Origin of the sequence: Komarekiella delphini-convector SJRDD-AB1, from assembly GCF_014831675.1 — a bacterium.
Classification (GTDB): domain Bacteria; phylum Cyanobacteriota; class Cyanobacteriia; order Cyanobacteriales; family Nostocaceae; genus Komarekiella.
Map to the genome: position 1 here is coordinate 85,237 of NZ_VJXY01000019.1, position 20,757 is coordinate 105,993.

The following is a 20,757-nucleotide window of genomic DNA, read 5'->3' on the forward strand; positions in this document are numbered from 1 at the left end:
CTGCCATAACTACACATAAAACTACACATAAGTAGAGGTGGGTAGAAGATGAATTTTAGATGTGGATCAATCTAAATTCAAAAATCTTCAATGAAAAACCCCATCCACAATGTCATGGAGCATGGGGAATCACCAATAACGCCAGTTCAACGCCAATCGCTACAACAGATAGCGCAGCGTAAAGCCTTCTCTTTTCTAAGCGAGGTTGCGCCAACGCTAACGGCACAGCTTCTCTACGTCACTTGCTCTTTGAATTTTCCTGCCAACTTTTGATGAATCTAGTTATTCCTGGGTTCTTAAAGTTTGGGCTGTGAGATAGACTTTTGTCCATTCGCCCATTACTTGATGGGTTTTGAGTTTTAACTGTTGAGCTGTTGCTTCTATTGAGTTACCTGCTCTCCGTAAATCTAGGATTTGTCGCCCAAGATGAGTTAATTGTTCATAAAGTTGCTGCCATTGGTTTTGTGTTAGCCCCAAGTTATTTTCTTGCAAAGAAATTGAAAGCCAACTATCCACGAGTTCTGGTTTACTTTTGAGAGCAAAAACACGCACGGCGTGGTAACTAATTTTTTCTCGTAGTCGGTATACGTCCTTAATAGGTTTGTTCAGCCTTTTAGCGATTTCTTCTTGAGACTTACCTTGTAGATAGAGCCGTAGCCACTCTACTGCCTCTGTTCCCAAGTTTTCTTGTAAATAATTTTCAAATTCTTTTTGTACTCCCTGACGCAGCACTTGCTGTTCTTCTATGTGTTGTGCTTCTTGATATTCCGCGATCGCCTGACTATCCACTAGGTTAACTCGGTTGTCAGTGTCGTCTGTTAAAATTTCTTCTGATACTAACCTAATCAAGTCCCGGCTTGGCACTTGGGTTAAACCGCCACGCTGTGTGCGACGCAAGTAATTGACAAAGCGGTAAACTAATAGGGGTTGATTGCGTACTGGTCGTAAACAATACTCTTCTACACTGGCAAATAGCAGAGTATCCCGCAATCGTTTATCGGTGGTGAATTTTGCAATGTCAGCCATTTGCTGCTGCATGTATGTATCGCTTTGCAGCAATTCTTGGAGTACTTCTTGCAACACATCCATAACACTACGCTGGCGATCGCGGCTGAGAGCAATCCAAGTCTGGATTTTATTGCGTAACGTCACTATACTTCCCAGCCGAGTTATTAAGTTGCGATAAGCGCGTTCTCGCCCCATCCCTAAGTAGCGTTGACGTAAGATCCTCCAGCGATATTCCATCGCTTGCTTGGCGATATCGAGTTCCTTGGGATTGAGCAGATCAAACCGCTTGGAGTCAGCTCCCAACAACCATAGAAGAATACTTTGCCTAGCAGCCTCACTTTGCTCTGGACATTCGGCAGCTAGCCGCTTTCGCCAATAGAGTCCCAGTTTTTCCACATCCGTTGCCATAGCGAGATTGCGCTCCTCGAAACTCGATTTTAAAGTTTGCATCACAACCCCCATTTCTCCCACTTAATTTTTTAACTGGCAGTTGCCCCCGATTTCATGAATTTCATGAAAACATCTCAGTGATTCCACTTTTATTACGTCTTGAGTTACTAGATTTATGCAGAAATTTTTGCATTGCATTTTGCTTTTAATTTTCAAGTATCGGAAATCACTGTCTCTAAGGCATTTTCGTAAATTCTGTTTATTTCGAGTTTTTGTAAAGTTATGTTTTGTAAACGAAGAATAGCAATCTTCCCAGAGTCAAGAAAGCGATAGACTTTTGCTGGATATGGGTTGAAAAAATCTGAACATTTCGCACCCAATTCTAAGGAACGAATATAATTTAACTCAGTGTTCAGACGTTGTTTTAACAGTATAAGTTTCATTTCTACGAAACCTCACTGGAAATTGAAAATTTTAGTATTATTTTATACTTTAAAATCTATCTAGGATACTGTCTGTATAGTTATTGGTAGTTAGTATAAAATAACTAAAAAAATTTAATTTTGTAGATAAAGCCTTACTTGAAACTATCTTTGATTGTTATTGGTTACTATGTAATTTTTAAAGAGTAAAACACTTGTTTTTATTCCTTATTAATTTAACTAAAGGATATTAGCTTAAATTTAACGTTAATTAAACCCATAGAACTCATAGAAACCTCATATAAAAACTCATAAACAACTTAATATATATTGATAATTCAAGACTTGACAGAAACAATCAAGTATTTCGTACACATGATGCAAAACGCTTGGTGTTAAGTCCGAAAAATTAAATTATGTATTTTTCAAGCTTTTGTTGGATTGAACGGAGTGAAACCCAACTTTGTATTTTAGAAGAAGTGTTAGACCGTACTTCTTTGGGGAAGCAACAGCATCTCGTTTAAGAGAAGTTATGTTCATCAAGCGAGCTTCTTCGTCGACGCTCAGGGTTCTCGGAAGCCGCAGTTCAGACTTCTCTCTATGATTAGATAAAACTTATTAAGATGTTATTAAAAGAAACTACGATTTAGATATAAGTATAAAATTTACTCTACTGTGCTAAATTGCGATCGCTATTCTAAATAATAGAGATAAATAGCCAAACCAGCTTCACAGACAAATTTGCCTCTGTATCAGAAAGCTTGTTTTAAAACCTTATATTCTCAAAAATCAATAGTCAATATTAATTTTGACTATTGACTATTGACTCTGATTCTATCGCCCGTTAGACGACCTGACGATGGGATTTTCCACAGATTCTCGATACTGTTGGACTGCTTCTGTATAAGCTATTGGCAGAACAGCTTCGACATTTTCATGAGGACGAGGAATAATCACCCAGGATTCTAGGGTACCGCCATAAACATTTTCTGCGGCTTCAACACCAGCAGCCATAGCTGTTTTAACCTCAGAAACATCGCCACGAATATTAACTGTAAAGCGAGCGCTACCTACTCTGATATAACCAACGAGGGTGACTCGACCGGCTTTTACCATAGCATCGGCTGCTGCTAGTACAGCAGGAAAACCTTTAGTTTCCAGTGCTCCAACTGCCTGTAGTGACATTAGTAATCTCCTTTAGGAATAAACTGTATGTGGCGCTATTAGTTAATTGTACGAAGCTTCGCTACAGATTTTGATGGCGAAATTGCTTAGAACATGCGGAAAGGTTCTGATTCTTCAGTAAAGTGGATTGGTAGAATGGTTTCTACATTTTCCGGGGGATTAGGAACAATATAGTGGGTGATTACTGTACCAACCTTTACTTTCTCTCCGGCGTCAATTCCTGCTGCAACTGCTCTTTTGACTTCAGCAACATGTCCTCTGACGGCGACTAACAAACGAGCGCTTTCAGCTTGACCATAATACACAATTGTGACTGCGGCAGATTTGACCATAGCATCTGCTGCGGCTAACACACTAGGGAAACCTAAAGTTTCAATTACGCCAACCGCCATTGGCATGGCATCAACTCCCAAATCAAGGAATAGGCGATATCAATTGTACGTGGCTTTAGTCCCAATTTTGACATTTTGGCAAACTTTCTTTGATACCAATAGCTGAAAGAGAGCCTGTTAGTGCAAGTAGCGTTATGCAGGAGGCGGTTAATACTGTAGACTAAAATCTATGTTTCCTAATTTTCTGCCTACAGCAGTTAGTCAACTTACTGAACCTACCTCGATCGCATTAGCTCAAAGCATTCAATCGTCAGCGATCGCTACCCCTCTAAGTAATCAACCAGTTACCACAACCTATGTACATTTGGGAAGTGGTGGAACGCCTATATTATTAATTCACGGTTTTGATAGTTCTGTATTAGAATTTCGTCGGCTTTTACCACTGCTTTCTCAAGATAATGAAACTTGGGCAGTAGATTTGTTGGGTTTTGGATTTACAAACAGACTTGCAGGAATTGCCTATAGTCCAACCACAATTAAAACCCATCTTTATTATTTCTGGAAAAATCTAATTAATCAACCTGTAATTTTGGTGGGCGCTTCGATGGGGGGTGCAACGGCAATTGATTTCACGCTGGCTTACCCGGAAGTGGTAAAAAAACTAGTGTTAATTGACAGTGCTGGTTTGGCGGGTGGTTCGCCATTGAGTAAATTAATGTTTCCTCCGTTGGATTATTTAGCTACTCAGTTTTTGAGTAATCTAAAAGTGCGCGATCGCGTTTCCCGTATAGGATATAAAAACCAAAGTCTTGCTTCTATAGATGCTTTATGTTGTGGAGCATTACACCTACAAATGCCTAGTTGGCATCAAGCTTTGATTGCTTTTACAAAAAGTGGTGGCTACAGTGCTTTTAGATTTAAGAAATTAGTAGAAATTGTGCAACCAACGCTGATTTTGTGGGGCGATTCTGATAAGATTTTGGGTATTGGGGATGCCAAGCGGTTTAAAAGAGCAATTCCACACAGTACTTTAACCTGGATACAAGATTGTGGTCATCTCCCTCACTTGGAACAACCACAAATCACTGCCCAGTATATTTTAGAGTTTCGGGATTAACTCCCAAACATAACGACTTTTTCAGTAAAAGCTGGATTAGAGTTTAATCAAGTAACCACATCTCATTAGAAGCATCAGCAGAGTCGTTTGGTTGATAGTCTGCTTGATGTTGATTGTCTGGTTGATACTGAGCCAGATTTTCAGATGAGCGGTGTGATTTTTTGTAGTTCAGTGGGTTATAGCTTTCCTTTACTGGTCTTATCGCACTTGTTTTTTCTATTAGCTTAGAGTTAGATTTTTCTACGGGTTTTGCAGCATTTTTTTCTTCTATTAGCTTAGAGTTAGATTTTTCTACGGGTTTTGCAGCATTTTTTTCTTCTATCAGCTTAGAGTTAGCTTCTGCAAGTTGTAGTGCTGTTTTTTTAGCTTCGTGCAATTCTTTTGTTAGCCGTTCTGCTGATGCTTCTTGTTCAGATAACTTTGATTGCAAATCAATAATTTGCTGCTGAAGTTCAGCTTCTTTTTTATGGTTTTTTTCTAGGTTTTCTGTCAATTCTTTGACAGTTGCTTCTAAATCAGCCTTGGTTGGATTTGTGCGCCTAGTAGAAGTTGGTTCAGTTTCCTGTGCTGGCGTTTCTTCAGTTGCGGAAGCATTTTCTTCCACAATTTCCTCAGATGCGATTTCAATTGCATCTTCACCTTCGGGAGGTGTAAATTTTTGTGCCTCCTCTTGTATTAAGTCGGTGAGACGTTTCTTAACCATTATTTCCTCCATTCACGCTGTAATTCGTCAGCCACGCGGCGGTAGTCTAACTCCGCCTCGCGGGCATTTCCCCCTCGCCATTGAGTAATCGCTACACCCTCAAGGGCGGCTCGTTCATGAGCTTTATAGGCACGGATAAAGGTATTAAAAGCTGGAATACCTAGCTTTGTGAGGGTGTTTTTAGCTTCTAGTGCTTCTCCCATACTCCGCGTATCAACTTTAGTTAGCAGTACCCGATGGGGGGTTCCCACAGGGATAATGGCTGCCTTTACTGTCTCCACGAGCACGGCTAAATCCATTGCTGCTGGGGGTGTAGGCAAAACTAGATAATCTGCGATCGCAACTACCGCCGCCAATGCTTCAGAGCGTAGCGCCGGAGGCGTATCCACCACTACTAAATCGTAACCTTTTATCTTTCCTAAATCACCTAAAAGTGTAGGATCGGTTTCTTGAGATAAATCAAATCCTATTTCCTGTTGATTGCGCCCAACCCACCAACTTGCAGAACCTTGAATATCTGCGTCAATCAGAATCACCTTTTTTTTCTTTGCAAAGTTTGCAGCCAGATTGACTGCGGTAGTCGTTTTACCGACTCCTCCTTTACCGTTAAGAATAGCGATGATTTTTGGCACTGCTTACTTCCGATGCTGCCTCTTGAGTGCTGAGTAGTGAGTGCTGAGTGCTGAGTTAAGAGTTAAGAGTTATTATTCTCCTCTTTGTCCTCCTTCCAGTCCTCAGCCCCCAGTTCCGAGTCCCCAATGATGAATATACCGCTTTGTGTAACCCTCAAGAACATGAAAACTCGTAACAATAAAATTCAGAAGCCGTCAATTCTACAAACTTCTATGACAGTAACTTCTAATCTACCCGATGGGCCAAAAATGCCGCGTTTTCTGCGGATGCTCAAGTTTATTGGTCAGCCAGTGAAATATGTGGATGATTTTGCCAAACTCTACGGTGATACCTTTGCCATCAGGAGTAGTCGCGGGAATAACCATATTGTCTACTTTAGTCAACCCCAAGCACTTGAGCAGATTTTTACTGCTGATTCTAGTCATTTTGAGGTTGGCAGAGGGAACGTAGGACTGAGATTTTTGCTTGGTGATCGCTCTTTTATGTTAACGGATGGCGATCGCCACCAGCGCCAACGTCAACTATTAGCGCCTCCCTTTCATGGCGAAAGAATGCGGGCTTATGGTCAGGATATCCGTAAGATAACGCAACAAGTGAGTGACGAGTGGCTAATTGGCAAACCTTTTGATATCCGTGAGTCGATGCAAGAAATTACCTTGCGTGTTATTTTACGGGTTGTATTTGGTTTGGATGAAGGACAACTTTTTGAGGAACTAAGGCGATCGCTAAGTGACTTACTAAACTTTATCAGTTCGCCTTTAATGTCCAGCGCCTTCTTTTTTGGGTTTATGCAAAAAGATTTAGGTGCTTGGAGTCCGTGGGGTTGGATTCTCCGACAACGACAAAAAATTGATCAACTTATTTATGCTTTACTTCGGGAACGTCGGGCTGAATCTCACCAAAATCGCCAAGATATTCTGAGTTTGATGATGGCTGCTCGTTATGACGATGGTCAAGCGATGTCAGACGAAGAATTACACGACGAATTAATGACACTGCTAGTTGCGGGACATGAAACTACCGCTTCTGCATTGACATGGGCTTTTTATTGGATTGACCACTTACCAGAGGTGCGTGAGAAGTTACTACAAGAACTCGACACCCTTGGCGTTAACCCAGATCCAAGTAGTATGGCTAAATTGCCCTATTTAACGGCAGTTTGCCAAGAAACGTTGCGGATTTACCCAATTGCTATGAATGCTTTTTTGCGGATTGTAAAAACCCCAATTGAAATTATGGGCTACAAACTGCCAGAGGGAACAGCAATAATTCCCAGTATTTATTTAGCGCACCATAGAGAACAAGTCTACCCACAGCCCAAGCAGTTTAAACCAGAACGCTTTTTAGAAAGGCAATTTTCGCCATACGAATACTTACCCTTTGGTGGTGGTAGCCGTCGTTGTATTGGTATGGCATTTGCTCAGTATGAAATGAAAATCGTCTTGGCAACTATTTTGTCAGATTTTCAAGTATGCCTAGCGAATAAGCGTCCTGTGCGTCCTGTGCGTCGTGGTTTAACTCTCGCTACACCAGCAGGAATGCGGATGGTAGCAACACCTCAAGTAAAGCGTGCTAATACGCCAGCACTAGTTTAAGGAATTGGGTAGGCATTGTAATGTCTACCCTACTTAATTTTGAATTATTCCGAAGGGGGTTGACTCTCTTGCTCATTAGCAAGTCGTTTATAATGTTCTTTATCGCGGTATTTGATTGTTCTTATCGGTTGATTTCCGACAATTGCTAAAGGTTCGACATTAGCAGTTACAACCGTACCAGCCGCCACAATTGCACCGTCTCCTATAGAAACTCCTGGAATAATTAAGACATTTCCACCAATCCAAACATTGCGACCGATAACAACGGGTTTATGAATGTAGATATTATGTTCATAAGGAAGACCATTACTTTGATAGTCGTGGTTTGCAGATAGGATCACAACATTAAATCCAAGTGTTGTGTTATCGCCAATTGTAATCCCACCACGACCATCTAATAAGACATCTGGGCCAATATACACCTTATTTCCTAGAGATATATTTTGAGGGTTATCAATTCTAATATCTCGCTTGAATCGAACACCTGAGCCACAAAATTTTAATTTACCCTTCAGTTCCAGATGCTTATATCGTCTGATTTTGGTTTCCAGGTATTCTCCCCACTGTATCAGACGAGGTACTAACCGTTGCTCAAATAGTCGCTCTAATTTATTAGTAATTTTATCTTTGATCTGTTTCATAAAATCTCACGTAAGTTTAAAAACCCTGTGGGTTTAACCAAGGGAGGGATACAACATGGGTATTTTGGCACCCTTTACATTTGTTAGGTTTCCCAAATTGGAGTATTTTCTACCGTGTGAATCGAGCATAATCCCTAAGTTATAGTTAATCGAAATCTCTATTAGATATTGCTAGAACACCGATTCAGTATTCAATATATCTGTAATCAATAGTTACTAGATATTATCAATATGTAGTTAAATAAAATTTATTATGAGTTTTTATATGAGTTTTTATATGAGTTTAAAAGGTTTTACAAATCTAAAATTGAAGATAATATTTTATCTACAGAAACAAATTATTTTTAGGCGATTCTCATTCTGAAGTATCTAAATTTTGACTACTTTGTCAATGCCTAAACGCTGTAAAATTTTCAGCAATGCAGACTTTGATAAAATTACGGCACGGTTTAGGTATTTGTGAAAACATATATTGATTGACATAAATTAGTAATTTTTGAAGTCTAATAGAGATATTTATGATGAAAAAACTTTATAAAACAGTTGCAATAGTTTCTGCAATAGCAGCATTAATAACTGGTTGTCGGTCTGCTGAAGAGTATAAACAACTTGCTGATGCTGGTGATCAATATGCTAAAGCTGCTGACAAAGTATTCATAGAAGCTGGTGATATTAAAATTGATTTAACGTCTGAGAATTTATTACGTAAAATAGTAACAAATACTCCTTTTGATCAGGCTGCATACGACAATAATGCTAATGATGCAAAAGCAAGGCTTGAACTTATTAATGAACTTCGTAAACATAACCAACTTTTATTACAATATTTTTCTACACTTTTAGATTTAGCTGAATCTGATACTCCTGGTAGAACTAAAAAACAAATTGATAACATTGCCAACAACTTAGAAGATAGTGGTTTAACACTCGGTAGATTACATAATCCTATTAAAAAACTTATTTCGGAAGGGACGAAAATCCAACTTCGTGCTGAAATTCAAGGCGCACTTAGAGAAGAGTTAAATAAACGCCAACAAACAATTTTTAAGGAAATAGCAATACAAGAAGAATTGCTGGATTTCCTTGGTGAATCAATGAAATCAGATCTTGATGAAATACAGCAACTACAGGAATATCGTCTTGTTTTTTTACCTCTTAAAGAGACAGATCAAATAGGAAGCATAAATGAGTGGATTGAGAATCGAAAGCAGATTCTCACAATGAAATATAGCAAGATAGAAGAAATCGAAAATGCAAATAAATTATTAGGAGATTTTAAAACTCTTTTCAGAGCTTCATTAACAGAAGAAGTTTCTTCTGAAGAACTCAAAACTGTTTTGCAAGATGCTAACTCTTTTTTAACCCTTGTTTCAAACAAAAAATAACTATAAATTAAGAGTACACCTATTATGGCTAGCCAATCTGAAGATAGCACTACAGAACTTAATAGATTAAGAGAAGTTCGCAAAGCGCTTAATAGTATTAAGATTCAGGAAGCACTTCGTACAGAACCAGACCAGAACAAGAAAAGGGCTTTTGAAACAGTTCGAGATAAAATTGACCATCGCATTAATCAACTAGAGGGAGATGTTCTTACTGAATTTTTAATAAAACTACAGCAGAATGAATCTTCTTTCAAAAAAGGAATTAAAAACTTAGAAGAAAAAATAACCAACTTTGAGGATGTCGCCAGACTCACTGAGGAAGTCAACGAATTTCTCGGTATAATTATTCCTTGGATACCATTTCTCTAAATAATTTTAATCAGCTTTGTAACTGTTCGTTCATGCGCTGTTCCAGCAGTTCTAATAAGTTATCGACATCTTTACCTAATTGCTCAAAACAAGCGGGTGGTGATGGTTCTGGTGCAAACTGAATTAACTTAATTTCACCGCTACCAATACCAATCATCACAACTTCTACTTCTGGTTTATGGTTCTCGACTATTCCCAAAATTTCTTGAAGCCGATTTTCAACTTTAGTATTTAGTTTCTCTATCTGCTCTTTCGGACAATAAACAAAATGCGGTGTTGGTTGCAAATCAATGCCAATAGTACCCTGGCTATCGCCATTTTCTAACCATAATCCCCAAAACAGTGCCGCTAATTCTGGTTGATTTGCTTTGACAAATTTATCCAACTGACGACGCCACTTGTTATCTCCTGATTCCGACTGGGTACTACCAAACATCATAAATAATTCGTAATTCGTAATTCGTAATTCGTAATTCAGATATCAAAGAATGGCTGATACTTATCTTAAACCACTCTGTACAAACCAAAGACTGGCGTAAATACTATTTTTCTCTAGTAGTTGTTCATGGGTTCCCGACTCTACTAATTTCCCATGTTCCATGACATAAATGCAATCGGCGTTGCGGATGGTGGAAAGACGATGAGCGATCGCAATTGTAGTCCTATTGACGGTAATCCGTTCGAGCGATCGCTGGATTGCGGCTTCTGTTTCATTATCTACTGCTGAGGTAGCTTCATCTAAAATCAAAATGGGCGGATTCTTTAATACTGCGCGGGCGATCGCAATCCGCTGTCTTTGTCCACCAGATAACTTTTGTCCTCTTTCTCCCACAATTGTCTCATAACCTTGGGGCAGGTGCATAATAAATTCGTGTGCCTCAGCCACTTTAGCCGCCATGACAATTTCTTGAGTTGTGGCATCAAAGCTACCATAGGCAATATTCTCTGCTACAGTGCCATGAAATAAGAACACATCCTGACTTACTAAGCCAATACAGCGGCGTAAATCTTGCAAATTCAAATTTTGTAAGTCAATGCCGTCCAGGGTAATGCTTCCCGTTTGTACCTCGTACAACCGTAACAAAAGTTTAACTAGAGTGCTTTTACCCGAACCAGTAGAACCGACAATTGCGATCGTTTTTCCTGCTGGAATCTCTAAAGATAGATTTTTAATTACTGGTAATCTATCTCTATAAGCAAAATAGACATTTTTAAATTCTACTTCACCACGTACTTCATCTACAGGCAATACTATCTTTCCTGGATGAATAGCGATAGGAGTATCTAACAAGTCCATCACTCGATTAGTAGAAGCCATTGCTCGTTGATATTGGTCAAAGGTTTCTCCTAATCTGGTTAAAGGCCACAGTAAGCGCTGAATTAAAAACACCAATACACTGTAAGTGCCTACAGACATTTTTCCTGAAACTGCTGCCATTCCTCCATACAATAGTAACGCGGTAAAACCTACCAAAATCAACATCCGAATTAAGGGTATAAAGGCAGCAGAAAGTTTAATTGCCTTGCCATTACTTTGGCGATAAGCTTCACTATCTACTTCTAAACGTGAGGCTTCATGAGATTCAGCAGTAAAACTTTTAATAGTAGTAATGCCGCTAATGTTATTTGCCAAACGCGAATTTAAAAAACCTACTTTATCACGGACATCAGCGTAGCGAGGTGCTAGCAAGCGTTGATAAGCCAACGAACCCCAAAGGATAAATGGCATCGGCGACATTGCCATCCATGCCACGCTAGGAGCCAAAATAAAGAAAGCACCACCAATAATTAAAACAGTTGTAGCAACTTGGATAATGTCATTTGCTCCCACATCCAAAAACCGCTCTAATTGGTTAATATCATCACTGAGGATAGACATTAAACCGCCAGTGCTACGTTCTTCAAAATAAGCTAGTTCTAAATCTTGCAAATGTTTGTATGCATCCAAACGCAAATCATGTTGAATATTCTGGGCCAAATTGCGCCAAAGTCGAGCGTAGGCATATTCAAACATCGATTCTAGTATCCAAACAATAACAGTGAGAAAGGAAAGAATCAAAAATTGCCAAAAGACATCCTTGACTCCTAACTGTGCAATGATGGAATTCTGCTGCTTGACTACCACATCCACCGCAATACCAATTAATCCAGGCGGTGCTAAGTCAAAAAATTTATTCAGGATAGAATAAGTAGTTGCTAGCCAGATTTGTTTACGATACTGGTGTCCATACTCAAGCAGGCGCCGGAGAGGATGTGTTGAGTGCTTACGCCTTCTTGATACCCGATGAGATTTCAATACTGTAGCCACGGCTTTTTGCAGTTGCGTGTGAATGATATTACCACAAGAATAAGGAGTATCTTCACTTTATGTAGCCTTTAGCCCGCACATGCCAACATAATACAGGAGTCGCCTGCGGAAAAAAAGGAGATCAAAACTTGAAAGATCAGCAATTAGGAAATTGGCAAACCACAGTTCTCGGAATTGTGTTGGCAATACTGGTGATTGTAGGACTAAATGCTTTTATTATCATCAACCCAGGACAAGCAGGAGTAATTAGCATCTTGGGTAAAGCTAGAGATGGTGCTTTGTTGGAAGGTATTCATGTCAAACCACCATTCATCTCAGTGATAGATGTGTATGATTTGACTGTACAAAAGTTTGAAGTACCAGCAGAAAGTTCTACTAAAGATCTGCAAAATTTATCTGCAAGATTTGCGATTAACTTTCGCCTCGATCCCACACAAGTAGTTCAAGTAAGAAGAAAACAAGGAACCTTAGAAAACATTGTATCAAAAATCATTGCACCTCAGACACAAGAAGCATTTAAAATTGCAGCTGCTAGAAGAACAGTAGAAGAAGCAATTACCAAAAGAAGTGAATTGAAAGAAGATTTTGATAATGCGTTAGGCGATCGCTTAGACAAATATGGGATAATTGTGTTAGATACTAGCGTAGTTGACTTGACGTTCTCACCAGAGTTTGCTAGAGCAGTTGAAGAAAAACAAATTGCTGAACAGCGAGCACAAAGAGCCGTTTATGTAGCGCGAGAAGCTGAACAAGAAGCCCAAGCAGAGGTGAATCGTGCTAAAGGTAAGGCAGAAGCTCAAAGACTATTAGCAGAGACTCTCAAAGCCCAAGGAGGACAGTTAGTTCTGCAAAAAGAAGCAATTGAAGCTTGGAAGACTGGCGGTGCTCAGATGCCAAAAGTTCTCGTTATGAGTGGTGACTCAAAAGGCAGCGTCCCTTTCATTTTCAACCTAGGGAATGTTTCAAATCAACCTTGATTGGAGTAAATAATATTAGTAAGTTGGGCTATGCCCAACTCAGACACAAAAGAAACATCATCTAGGAAATAATCCAAGCTTATGTCAACTCCTAATCATCAGAATCTCACCGCTGAAGAAGCGAGAAAAATCCTGAATAAATTCAACTGTCTAGACATTGCACCTGTACTTAAGCCATCAGAAAAAGCGATAACTCGTCATGCTTTAATTTTGCTTAGTAGCCTTTCTGATTATCAAATTTTAGGCATTTGCGCTGATACAGCAGAGGAAGGAATTTTGGCTATGAAAACTTATTCTCTGGCTTTTGGTTATGAAGCGCCTAACAATTTACCTACATCTGAAGGGCCAGTTTATATAAAATTAAATGGCAAAAATGGCTTGTGTTATCTAGATTCCTATCTCGGACATCATCGAGGCGTACTAGTATCTTGCCAATCTTACCAAGAAGGAGGAGTCAACGAAATGTATGGACACTTACCTTTGGATTTATTTGTATAGAATTTGGCAAATGTAGGTAGGACGTATGTCTTGCCTACTGAACTAATAACTAATAAAAGATTACTAAATATTATGAGTATTATTACACTACAATCAGTTAAAAAAGACTTTGGCATCAAAGAAATTCTCATTGATGCTAGTTTTAGTCTTGATGCTACAGATAAAGTTGGTTTAATTGGTACTAACGGTTCTGGTAAATCGACATTATTAAAGATGATAGCAGGACTAGAACCAATCGATAGTGGTCAAATTTTAGTCAACTCTGGTTCTAAAATTATCTATTTACCCCAACAACCAGATTTAGATGAAAATCACACAGTTTTAGAACAAGTTTTCGCTGATAGTGGCGAACACATGGCTTTGGTGCGTGAGTACGAAGAACTTTCAGATAAACTAGCTCATTATCCAGATGACAGTCAGTTAATGTCTCGCCTTTCTGCGGTAATGCAAAGTATGGATGCAAACGGCGGTTGGGAATTAGAAACAAACGCCAAAATTATCCTCACTAAGTTAGGAATTTCTGACTTTGACGCCAAAATCGGTACTTTGTCTGGAGGCTATCGCAAGCGCATTGCTTTAGCATCAGCACTGCTATCAGAACCCGATGTTTTACTCATGGATGAGCCAACAAACCATCTTGATGCTCTTTCTGTGGAATGGTTACAAAGTTATTTGAATCGTTATCGTGGCGCACTTTTTCTGATAACTCACGATCGCTACTTTTTAGATCGTGTTACCAATCGCATCGTTGAAATTGACCGAGGCGACATTTACACTTACACAGGCAACTATTCATATTACCTCGAAAAGAAAGCCTTAGCTGAAGAATCTGCCGTTAGCAGTCAACGCAAACATCAAGGCGTGTTGCGGCGCGAGTTGGAATGGCTTAAACGTGGCCCAAAAGCTAGAAGTACTAAGCAAAAAGCTAGAATTGACCGCGCTCATGCTCTGCGAGACACTGAGTTTAAGCAAGTTCAGGGTAAAGTTGATATTTCTACAGTTGGTCGTCGTATAGGCAAAAAAGTTATTGAACTAAATCAAATTTCTAAAGCCTACGATGGCCGCACTCTAATTAATAATTTTAGCTATGAATTTAGTCCAGAAGACCGCATTGGCATCATTGGCGGTAACGGTGCAGGTAAATCCACACTAATGGATATGATTACCGGGCGGGTTCAGCCTGATTCTGGCAGTGTAGAAATTGGTGGTACAATTCATATCGGTTATTTTGACCAGCATTCTGAAGAATTACTCACAGCATTGAACGAAGATCAGCGCGTGATTGACTATATCAAAGAAGAAGGAGAATTTGTCAAAATAACCGACGGTACTCAAATTACTGCTTCTCAAATGCTGGAGCGGTTTCTGTTTCCAGGAAACCAGCAATATGCACCAATTCATAAACTGTCTGGTGGAGAAAAACGCCGTTTATTTCTATTGCGGGTGCTGATGAGTGCGCCCAATGTTTTGATTTTAGATGAACCGACAAATGATTTAGATGTACAAACATTGGCAGTCTTAGAGGACTATTTAGAAGATTTTGTAGGCTGTGTAATTGTAGTTTCTCACGATCGCTACTTTCTCGACCGTACTATAGACACAATTTTTTCTTTTGAAGAAGGCGGCAATCTCCGGCAATATCCAGGTAATTACTCAGTTTATCTAGACTATAAAAAAGCCGAAGAAGCACAGCAACAAGCCGCTAATACCAAGGAAAAGCAAAAAAATGTAGAAGTTCAAAAAGCTGCATCTGTGCCCAAAGAAGTAGAGAATAAAAAGCGGCGTGGTCTATCAAATTGGGAAAAAAAAGAATGGATGCAGTTGGAAGGTAAAATTGCTCAGTTAGAAACAGAGAAAGCAGAAGCCGAAAAAATGTTAACAAACGTTTCTCCAGGAAATTATAGCCAAGTTCAAAAACTCTATGAACAGGTGGAATCGCTCAAGCAAGCGATTGATGTGGCGACTGAACGCTGGTTAGAATTGGCTGAGATAGAGTCTTAATAATTAGGTGGTGAAGCAGCAACGGCAGAAATTGCCCGCGTTATTCAAGATGTGGCGCGATGGTAGCGGTGATTTAACAGTTATCAGTTCTTTACACATCACCTAGTTACAGCTATTCAACCCAGTTCTCTAATAACAGCATAGGAATGCGAGAGAATTCTCGGACGTTATTGGTGACGAGAGTAACTCCTAAACTTAGAGCATGAGAGGCGATGAGCATATCCATTGCACCAATGATCAGTCCTCGACTTTCGAGATCACTTCTAATACTGCCGTAAATAGTCGCAGATGCTTGATTGAATTCAACAATTTCTAAAGGTAGCAAAAATTGTAGCAGGGCGGTGCGGTTCTTCTCTTGTTGTCGGCTTTTAGCGACTCCGTATTCGAGTTCAGCAACAGTGATGGAGGAGATACCCACATCAGGAATGTTAAGGGTTTGAAATCTATCTAGCACTTTTTGGGGTTTTTGCTTGATGAGGTAAATGCAGATATTGGTATCAAGCAGGTATAGCATTTACAAACTTTCTCTAGTGTCGATTAGTGGCTGGTCTCTAGTAGTCATGAAATCATCGGAGAAATTGTCTAGACTCTCAATGAGAGATTGCCAGGGGTTATCTTTGGCAATCAGAACAATAGCGTTACCAATTTTTTTGATATAGACTTCTGTGCCAGTGAGTTTAAAATCTTCAGGCAAAATAACAATTTGGTGAGTACCATCAGTGCTGAGTTTAGCGGTGTTCATAATCTGACTTTTCTTCTGTTGTAGTTGCTCATCGTTAAACTATAGCGCTTCTCATTTGGATGTCATACACTACAATCCAGTTTTATCGTAATAAAAATTATCAAGCATCTATGAAAAATGCGATCGCTGTTAAGCGTGCCGCAGGTATCGCCTTTTGCTCAACTTTATCCATCTTCTATGAACGCGATATTCATCCTTAACATCGCGACATTCATAAGCAATATCACAATATTTGTCATTAACATTGCGATTTTAGTTATCGATATCGCGATATTCATCCTTAACATCGCGATATTCATAAGCAATATCACGATATTTGTCGTCAACATTGCGATTTTAGTTATTGATATCGTGATATTCATCCTTAACATTGCGATTTTTGTCACTAACATTAAGGCAATGTCTACGACGAGCTTCTCTACAAAAGGCTTTGCCAATGCTTACGTAAATAAGACCAAGTGCAAAATACGAATCAAGAAAAATTACTTATATTTCTGGGCTAATCTTATTCAATAAAGTATATGTATTCACTAATTTTACTGCACCAGAAAACAGCTTCATTAGGTCAAAATAGTTCTTAATCTTCCTCTAAGGAGTATATTTATGCCACGTCAGAAACGTACATCTCGTGTTCTAGAAAAAGCTGAATTCAGATCTGCTGGACTAAAAGCAATCGATCCAAATATGAATTTTGATGATAGTTGCAATTTACAAAACCTGGCTCAATCAATTGAGCAGTTACGCACTATGCTTGATGCTTATAACGCCGCTCTCGCTGTGGTTGACTCTTCCAAAACTAAGATTGATGAGATGGAAAAAAGCTTGAGTAATCTTTCAGACAAGTTGCTGAGGGGAGTTGCTTTTAAGTACGGCAGAAACAGCAGCGAATATGAAATAGCGGGTGGCATTCGTGACAGTGAACGTGTACGCAAAAGCAGGTTAACCCGCTTTAAAGCTGGTACAGGGCAAATATTAGATGAAAATGCGAAAACTGCATAGATGGCAATAGAATTTTCGATTTTGGATTGAACAAAACCCTGTAGAGACGTTGCATTGCAACGTCTCTACTTAATTACAAATTACGAATTAGTATTGGGTGTTAGTATGCTAGCAAAATCAGCACATAATACATATAACCAGTAACCAGCTAGCGTCCACCAAAAGCCACCCATGCCGCAAAATAATCAAATAGCTGTTGAATTTCGCCATGTCACCTTTAGCCGCAATCATCGCCCCTTGGTATCGAATCTCAATTTCAGCATCCGCCAAGGAGAAGCATTAGTATTACTCGGACGCAGTGGTAGCGGCAAAACTACGACAATGAAGTTAATTAATCGCCTATTTACACCCACACAAGGCGAAGTTTTATTTGATGGCATTCCTACAACTCAATGGAACGAAATTAAATTGCGGCGAAAGATTGGTTATGTAATTCAAGAAACTGGTTTATTTCCCCATTTTAGTGTTGAACGTAATGTAGGTTTAGTCCCCGCGTTGGAAGGTTGGCAACCTAAACAAATCAAAACGCGGGTTTATGAATTGTTGCAATTAGTAGGCTTAGAACCAGCACAATTTGCCCAGCGTTACCCTCATGAACTTTCGGGAGGGCAAAAGCAAAGAGTCGGTGTCGCCAGGGCTTTAGCAGCAGACCCGCCAGTATTATTAATGGATGAACCCTTTGGCGCACTCGACCCAATTACGCGCCTAGAACTCCAACAAGAGTTTCGGCGTTTGCAACAGGAATTAGGCAAAACAGCTGTTTTTGTCACCCACGATATTCAAGAAGCCTTTGTTTTGGCATCGAGAATTGGTTTAATGTATGGGGGAGAATTGGTAGTATTAGGGACAACAGATGAATTTATGCGATCGCAACACCCAGAAAGCCTAGCCTTTCTTCAATGTCTGCGTTCCCTGAAAGATACTTTATGAAAGATTTCTTCCTTGTTAAGTATGCTCCAGAAATCCTTCAGCATACTCTAGAACATTTATTTTTGGTGGGTATTGCTATCAGTATTGCCATATTTGTAGGCATTCCACTAGGTATTTTGATTACACGCAAAACCTATCTTCGCCAACCAATTCTTGGGATAGCAAATGTTTTGCAAACTATACCTAGTTTGGCACTGTTTGGTTTACTCATCCCTCTTGCTGGAATTGGTGTAGTACCAGCAATTATTGCTTTGACTTTATATTCTTTTTTACCAATAATTCGTAACACCTACACAGGTATCACTAATGTAGATCCAGCTATTCGAGAAGCTGGTAGAGGGATGGGAATGACAGATACACAATTGTTGTTGCAAGTTGAGATTCCCTTGGCAATGGGAGTGATTTTAGCAGGGGTACGAGTAGCAACTGTAATTGCTATTGGTATTGCAACCATCGCCGCTGCAATTGGTGCTGGTGGTTTGGGAGTGTTTATTTTTCGTGGAATATCAGTAGTCAATGATCAGTTAATTCTAGCTGGGGCGTTTCCAGCGGCAGTAATTGCCTTACTGGCTGACTTAATAATTGGATGGATAGAGAATAAACTAAAAATTAAAAACTAAGCAAGTCATGAAAAGATTTTTAATATTTTGCTTTTTAAGTTTTGCTTTGTTACTACTAATCACCAGCTGCAAACCTAACTTAAGTAATAGTAGCAGTGGTGGTAATATTATCGTTGCTTCCAAAGATTTTACTGAACAAGATATTTTGGGAGAACTCTTAGCACAGCAAATTGAGGCGACAACTAATTTAAAAGTAGATCGTCGTCCTCGTTTGGGTGGTTCTTTCATCTGTCATAGTGCTATTACTTCCGGCAAAATTGATGCATATATTGAATATACAGGCACAGCTTTTACTGGGATTTTAAAACAAAAAGTAGTTAGCAATCCCAAAGAAGTTTATGACAAGTTAAAACAAGCTTATGCCCAGCAATTCAATTTGGAAGTAATGCCATCTTTAGGTTTTGAAAACACTTTTGCGATGATTATTCGCGGTGAAGACGCTAAGCGCTACAACATTCAAACTCTTTCTCAAGTTAGTCAATATACACCGCAGTGGCGTGGCGGTTTTGGCTATGAATTTTTGGAGCGAGAAGATGGTTTTCCAGGATTAGCTAAAACTTATGGCTTACGTTTTGCCAAACCACCCCAAATTATGGACTTGGGTTTAGTATATCGTGCTCTGGTGCAAAAGCAAGTGGATATGGTGGCGGGTAGTTCTACAGATGGTCAAATTTCTCGCTTGGGTGTAGTGGTGTTAAAAGATGATAAACAGTATTTTCCTCCTTATGAAGCAGCACCAATTTTTCGTCAAGAAACTTTACAGAAATATCCAGAATTAAGAAAGGCGATCGCTCAACTTGCTGGTAAAATTTCGGCAGATGAAATGCGACAATTAAATAATTTAGTTGAGGGTGAATTACGCAACATTAAAGATGTTGTCCAGGAGTTCCGCAAGTTAAAAGGATTAGATTCTTTTAAAAACACTAAAAAACCTGTTTCTGCTTAGTATGATGGTGTTAATAAGGTTCGGATGAGCGCTTTTCACTTTTATAGTGATCTGGGAAAAGGTTAAGGGGTCAAGGGTAAAGGATGTATTTAAAACATCAGTCATTTATCCTTTAACTAAACTGTATTGATAGTGGTATGATATGAATTTATTTAATTGATTTAGCTATGAATAACACTTTCTTAAAATCTACCAAAACATTACTTAAAGCTTCAATTATTGGGTTGTATATCTCTAGTGGAACTGTTTTATCTCAAACATTATCTCTTTCACCTAATTTGATTAGTTTTAATTCAGATGAAGGAGAAAAGCTATTAATTGACAGCAAATCGAGAGAAGATTTTTTTCCACTGAGTATGCAGTTTATTACCCAAAATAATCAAGCATATTGTGGTATTGCTAGTATTGTTATGGTGCTGAATGGCTTGCAAATTCCTGCACCAGAAGCACCACAATACAAGCCTTATCGAGTATTCACTCAAGAAAACTTTTTTAATAATGAAGCTACAAAAAAAGTATTAGCTCCTGAGATTGTCTCTCGTCAAGGAATGACTCTAGAGCAATTGGGAGGATTATTAGCTAGCTACGGTGTTAAAGTTAATGTTTACCACGCAGCCAACACTAATTTAGAACAGTTTCGTAAATTAGCAGCAGAAAATTTGAAACAGCCGAAAAACTTCGTTTTAATTAACTATTTACGTAAAGAAATTGGTCAAGAAAAAGGCGGACATATTTCCCCATTAGCAGCATATAATGAGCAGACAGATAGATTTTTAATTATGGATGTTTCTCGTTACAAATATCCGCCAGTTTGGGTAAAGACAACAGATTTATGGAAGGCGATGGCAACCACTGATTCTGATTCAGGTAAAACACGCGGCTTTGTATTTGTGAGTAAAGGGTCTTAATATAGCGTTTCCGAATCTGCTGAGGTACGAATTTATCTGTCTTGAAAA

The 20,757-nt window shown here is 39.1% G+C and carries 25 protein-coding genes; 14 read left to right on the plus strand and 11 right to left on the minus strand.

The window, feature by feature from the left end:
• Positions 1–90 precede the first annotated feature (90 nt).
• Positions 91–273 carry a hypothetical protein gene (locus FNW02_RS18240; protein ID WP_191758927.1) on the plus strand — a complete coding sequence of 61 codons (183 nt, stop codon included), beginning with the start codon at positions 91–93 and terminating at the stop codon, positions 271–273.
• Between the two features lie 9 nt (positions 274–282).
• Here FNW02_RS18240 and FNW02_RS18245 read toward each other — a convergent pair whose 3' ends face one another.
• The 4 genes from FNW02_RS18245 to FNW02_RS18260 form a co-directional block, all read right to left on the minus strand.
• Entirely contained in the window at positions 283–1,470 is a 1,188-nt protein-coding gene (locus tag FNW02_RS18245; RefSeq protein ID WP_191758928.1) for a HetZ-related protein 2, read from the minus strand.
• Between the two features lie 140 nt (positions 1,471–1,610).
• On the minus strand, positions 1,611–1,841 hold the full coding sequence (locus FNW02_RS18250; RefSeq protein WP_191758929.1) for a hypothetical protein: 231 nt from the start codon (positions 1,839–1,841) through the stop codon (positions 1,611–1,613).
• A gap of 813 nt (positions 1,842–2,654) precedes the next feature.
• Positions 2,655–3,005 carry a carbon dioxide-concentrating mechanism protein CcmK gene (locus tag FNW02_RS18255; protein ID WP_073645596.1) on the minus strand — a complete coding sequence of 117 codons (351 nt, stop codon included), beginning with the start codon at positions 3,003–3,005 and terminating at the stop codon, positions 2,655–2,657.
• A gap of 86 nt (positions 3,006–3,091) precedes the next feature.
• Positions 3,092–3,403 carry a carbon dioxide-concentrating mechanism protein CcmK gene (locus tag FNW02_RS18260; RefSeq protein WP_191758930.1) on the minus strand — a complete coding sequence of 104 codons (312 nt, stop codon included), beginning with the start codon at positions 3,401–3,403 and terminating at the stop codon, positions 3,092–3,094.
• A 163-nt stretch (positions 3,404–3,566) separates the two neighbouring features.
• On the opposite strand from FNW02_RS18260, the gene FNW02_RS18265 reads away from it, so the two are divergent.
• Complete coding sequence (locus tag FNW02_RS18265) at positions 3,567–4,454, plus strand: alpha/beta fold hydrolase (RefSeq protein WP_191758931.1); 888 nt, start codon at positions 3,567–3,569, stop codon at positions 4,452–4,454.
• A gap of 43 nt (positions 4,455–4,497) precedes the next feature.
• Here the strand turns inward: FNW02_RS18265 and FNW02_RS18270 are convergent, their stop codons facing one another.
• Together FNW02_RS18270 and FNW02_RS18275 are read right to left on the minus strand one after the other, a co-directional pair.
• Positions 4,498–5,157, minus strand: coding sequence for a hypothetical protein (locus FNW02_RS18270; protein WP_191758932.1), 660 nt, complete (start codon positions 5,155–5,157; stop codon positions 4,498–4,500).
• Positions 5,157–5,789 carry a ParA family protein gene (locus FNW02_RS18275; RefSeq protein WP_162394124.1) on the minus strand — a complete coding sequence of 211 codons (633 nt, stop codon included), beginning with the start codon at positions 5,787–5,789 and terminating at the stop codon, positions 5,157–5,159. Before FNW02_RS18275 ends, FNW02_RS18270 begins: the two co-directional genes overlap by 1 nt.
• Before the next feature lie 213 nt (positions 5,790–6,002).
• Between FNW02_RS18275 and FNW02_RS18280 the strand changes: the two genes are divergently transcribed.
• Complete coding sequence (locus FNW02_RS18280; RefSeq protein ID WP_191758933.1) at positions 6,003–7,385, plus strand: cytochrome P450; 1,383 nt, start codon at positions 6,003–6,005, stop codon at positions 7,383–7,385.
• A gap of 44 nt (positions 7,386–7,429) precedes the next feature.
• On the opposite strand, the gene FNW02_RS18285 is transcribed toward FNW02_RS18280, so the two are convergent.
• The gene (locus FNW02_RS18285) at positions 7,430–8,026 is read right to left on the minus strand and encodes an acyltransferase (RefSeq protein WP_191758934.1); all 597 of its coding nucleotides are present in this window, start codon (positions 8,024–8,026) and stop codon (positions 7,430–7,432) included.
• Positions 8,027–8,544: 518 nt separating this feature from the next.
• Here FNW02_RS18285 and FNW02_RS18290 point away from each other — a divergent pair.
• Both FNW02_RS18290 and FNW02_RS18295 read left to right on the plus strand, forming a co-directional pair.
• Positions 8,545–9,411 carry a hypothetical protein gene (locus FNW02_RS18290; RefSeq protein ID WP_191758935.1) on the plus strand — a complete coding sequence of 289 codons (867 nt, stop codon included), beginning with the start codon at positions 8,545–8,547 and terminating at the stop codon, positions 9,409–9,411.
• A gap of 24 nt (positions 9,412–9,435) precedes the next feature.
• A complete protein-coding gene (locus FNW02_RS18295) occupies positions 9,436–9,780 on the plus strand; it encodes a hypothetical protein (protein ID WP_191758936.1) in 345 nt (114 codons plus the stop codon).
• 10 nt (positions 9,781–9,790) lie between these two features.
• Here FNW02_RS18295 and ccmS read toward each other — a convergent pair whose 3' ends face one another.
• Together ccmS and FNW02_RS18305 are read right to left on the minus strand one after the other, a co-directional pair.
• Complete coding sequence (gene ccmS, locus FNW02_RS18300; RefSeq protein ID WP_191758937.1) at positions 9,791–10,219, minus strand: beta-carboxysome assembly chaperone CcmS; 429 nt, start codon at positions 10,217–10,219, stop codon at positions 9,791–9,793.
• A 60-nt stretch (positions 10,220–10,279) separates the two neighbouring features.
• Positions 10,280–12,088 (minus strand): ABC transporter transmembrane domain-containing protein, encoded by a 1,809-nt coding sequence (locus FNW02_RS18305; RefSeq protein ID WP_191758938.1) that lies wholly within the window; start codon positions 12,086–12,088, stop codon positions 10,280–10,282.
• A gap of 128 nt (positions 12,089–12,216) precedes the next feature.
• Between FNW02_RS18305 and FNW02_RS18310 the strand changes: the two genes are divergently transcribed.
• The 3 genes from FNW02_RS18310 (at position 12,217) to FNW02_RS18320 (ending at position 15,564) form a co-directional block, all read left to right on the plus strand.
• Positions 12,217–13,065 (plus strand): prohibitin family protein, encoded by an 849-nt coding sequence (locus tag FNW02_RS18310; protein ID WP_191758939.1) that lies wholly within the window; start codon positions 12,217–12,219, stop codon positions 13,063–13,065.
• 81 nt (positions 13,066–13,146) lie between these two features.
• The gene (locus FNW02_RS18315; RefSeq protein WP_191758940.1) at positions 13,147–13,563 is read left to right on the plus strand and encodes a DUF1824 family protein; all 417 of its coding nucleotides are present in this window, start codon (positions 13,147–13,149) and stop codon (positions 13,561–13,563) included.
• 72 nt (positions 13,564–13,635) lie between these two features.
• A complete protein-coding gene (locus FNW02_RS18320; RefSeq protein ID WP_191758941.1) occupies positions 13,636–15,564 on the plus strand; it encodes an ABC-F family ATP-binding cassette domain-containing protein in 1,929 nt (642 codons plus the stop codon).
• Positions 15,565–15,676: 112 nt separating this feature from the next.
• On the opposite strand, the gene vapC is transcribed toward FNW02_RS18320, so the two are convergent.
• Positions 15,677–16,078, minus strand: a complete 402-nt coding sequence (vapC, locus tag FNW02_RS18325) for a type II toxin-antitoxin system tRNA(fMet)-specific endonuclease VapC (protein WP_191758942.1) — start codon at positions 16,076–16,078, stop codon at positions 15,677–15,679.
• A complete protein-coding gene (locus FNW02_RS18330; RefSeq protein ID WP_191758943.1) occupies positions 16,079–16,306 on the minus strand; it encodes an antitoxin in 228 nt (75 codons plus the stop codon).
• A 59-nt stretch (positions 16,307–16,365) separates the two neighbouring features.
• Here FNW02_RS18330 and FNW02_RS18335 point away from each other — a divergent pair, with 59 nt between their 5' ends.
• From FNW02_RS18335 to FNW02_RS18360, 6 genes are all read left to right on the plus strand, one after another.
• Positions 16,366–16,506: a hypothetical protein gene (locus FNW02_RS18335; RefSeq protein ID WP_191758944.1), complete on the plus strand. Its 141-nt coding sequence runs from the start codon at positions 16,366–16,368 to the stop codon at positions 16,504–16,506.
• Positions 16,507–16,909: 403 nt separating this feature from the next.
• Positions 16,910–17,305, plus strand: coding sequence for a hypothetical protein (locus tag FNW02_RS18340; protein ID WP_191758945.1), 396 nt, complete (start codon positions 16,910–16,912; stop codon positions 17,303–17,305).
• A 171-nt stretch (positions 17,306–17,476) separates the two neighbouring features.
• Complete coding sequence (locus tag FNW02_RS18345; RefSeq protein ID WP_191758946.1) at positions 17,477–18,235, plus strand: ATP-binding cassette domain-containing protein; 759 nt, start codon at positions 17,477–17,479, stop codon at positions 18,233–18,235.
• Positions 18,232–18,855, plus strand: a complete 624-nt coding sequence (locus FNW02_RS18350) for an ABC transporter permease (RefSeq protein WP_191758947.1) — start codon at positions 18,232–18,234, stop codon at positions 18,853–18,855. The genes FNW02_RS18345 and FNW02_RS18350 overlap by 4 nt, the downstream gene beginning before the upstream one ends.
• 7 nt (positions 18,856–18,862) lie before the next feature.
• Positions 18,863–19,801 (plus strand): glycine betaine ABC transporter substrate-binding protein, encoded by a 939-nt coding sequence (locus FNW02_RS18355; RefSeq protein ID WP_191758948.1) that lies wholly within the window; start codon positions 18,863–18,865, stop codon positions 19,799–19,801.
• Positions 19,802–19,968: 167 nt separating this feature from the next.
• Positions 19,969–20,709, plus strand: coding sequence for a phytochelatin synthase family protein (locus FNW02_RS18360; protein ID WP_191758949.1), 741 nt, complete (start codon positions 19,969–19,971; stop codon positions 20,707–20,709).
• Positions 20,710–20,757 lie beyond the last annotated feature (48 nt).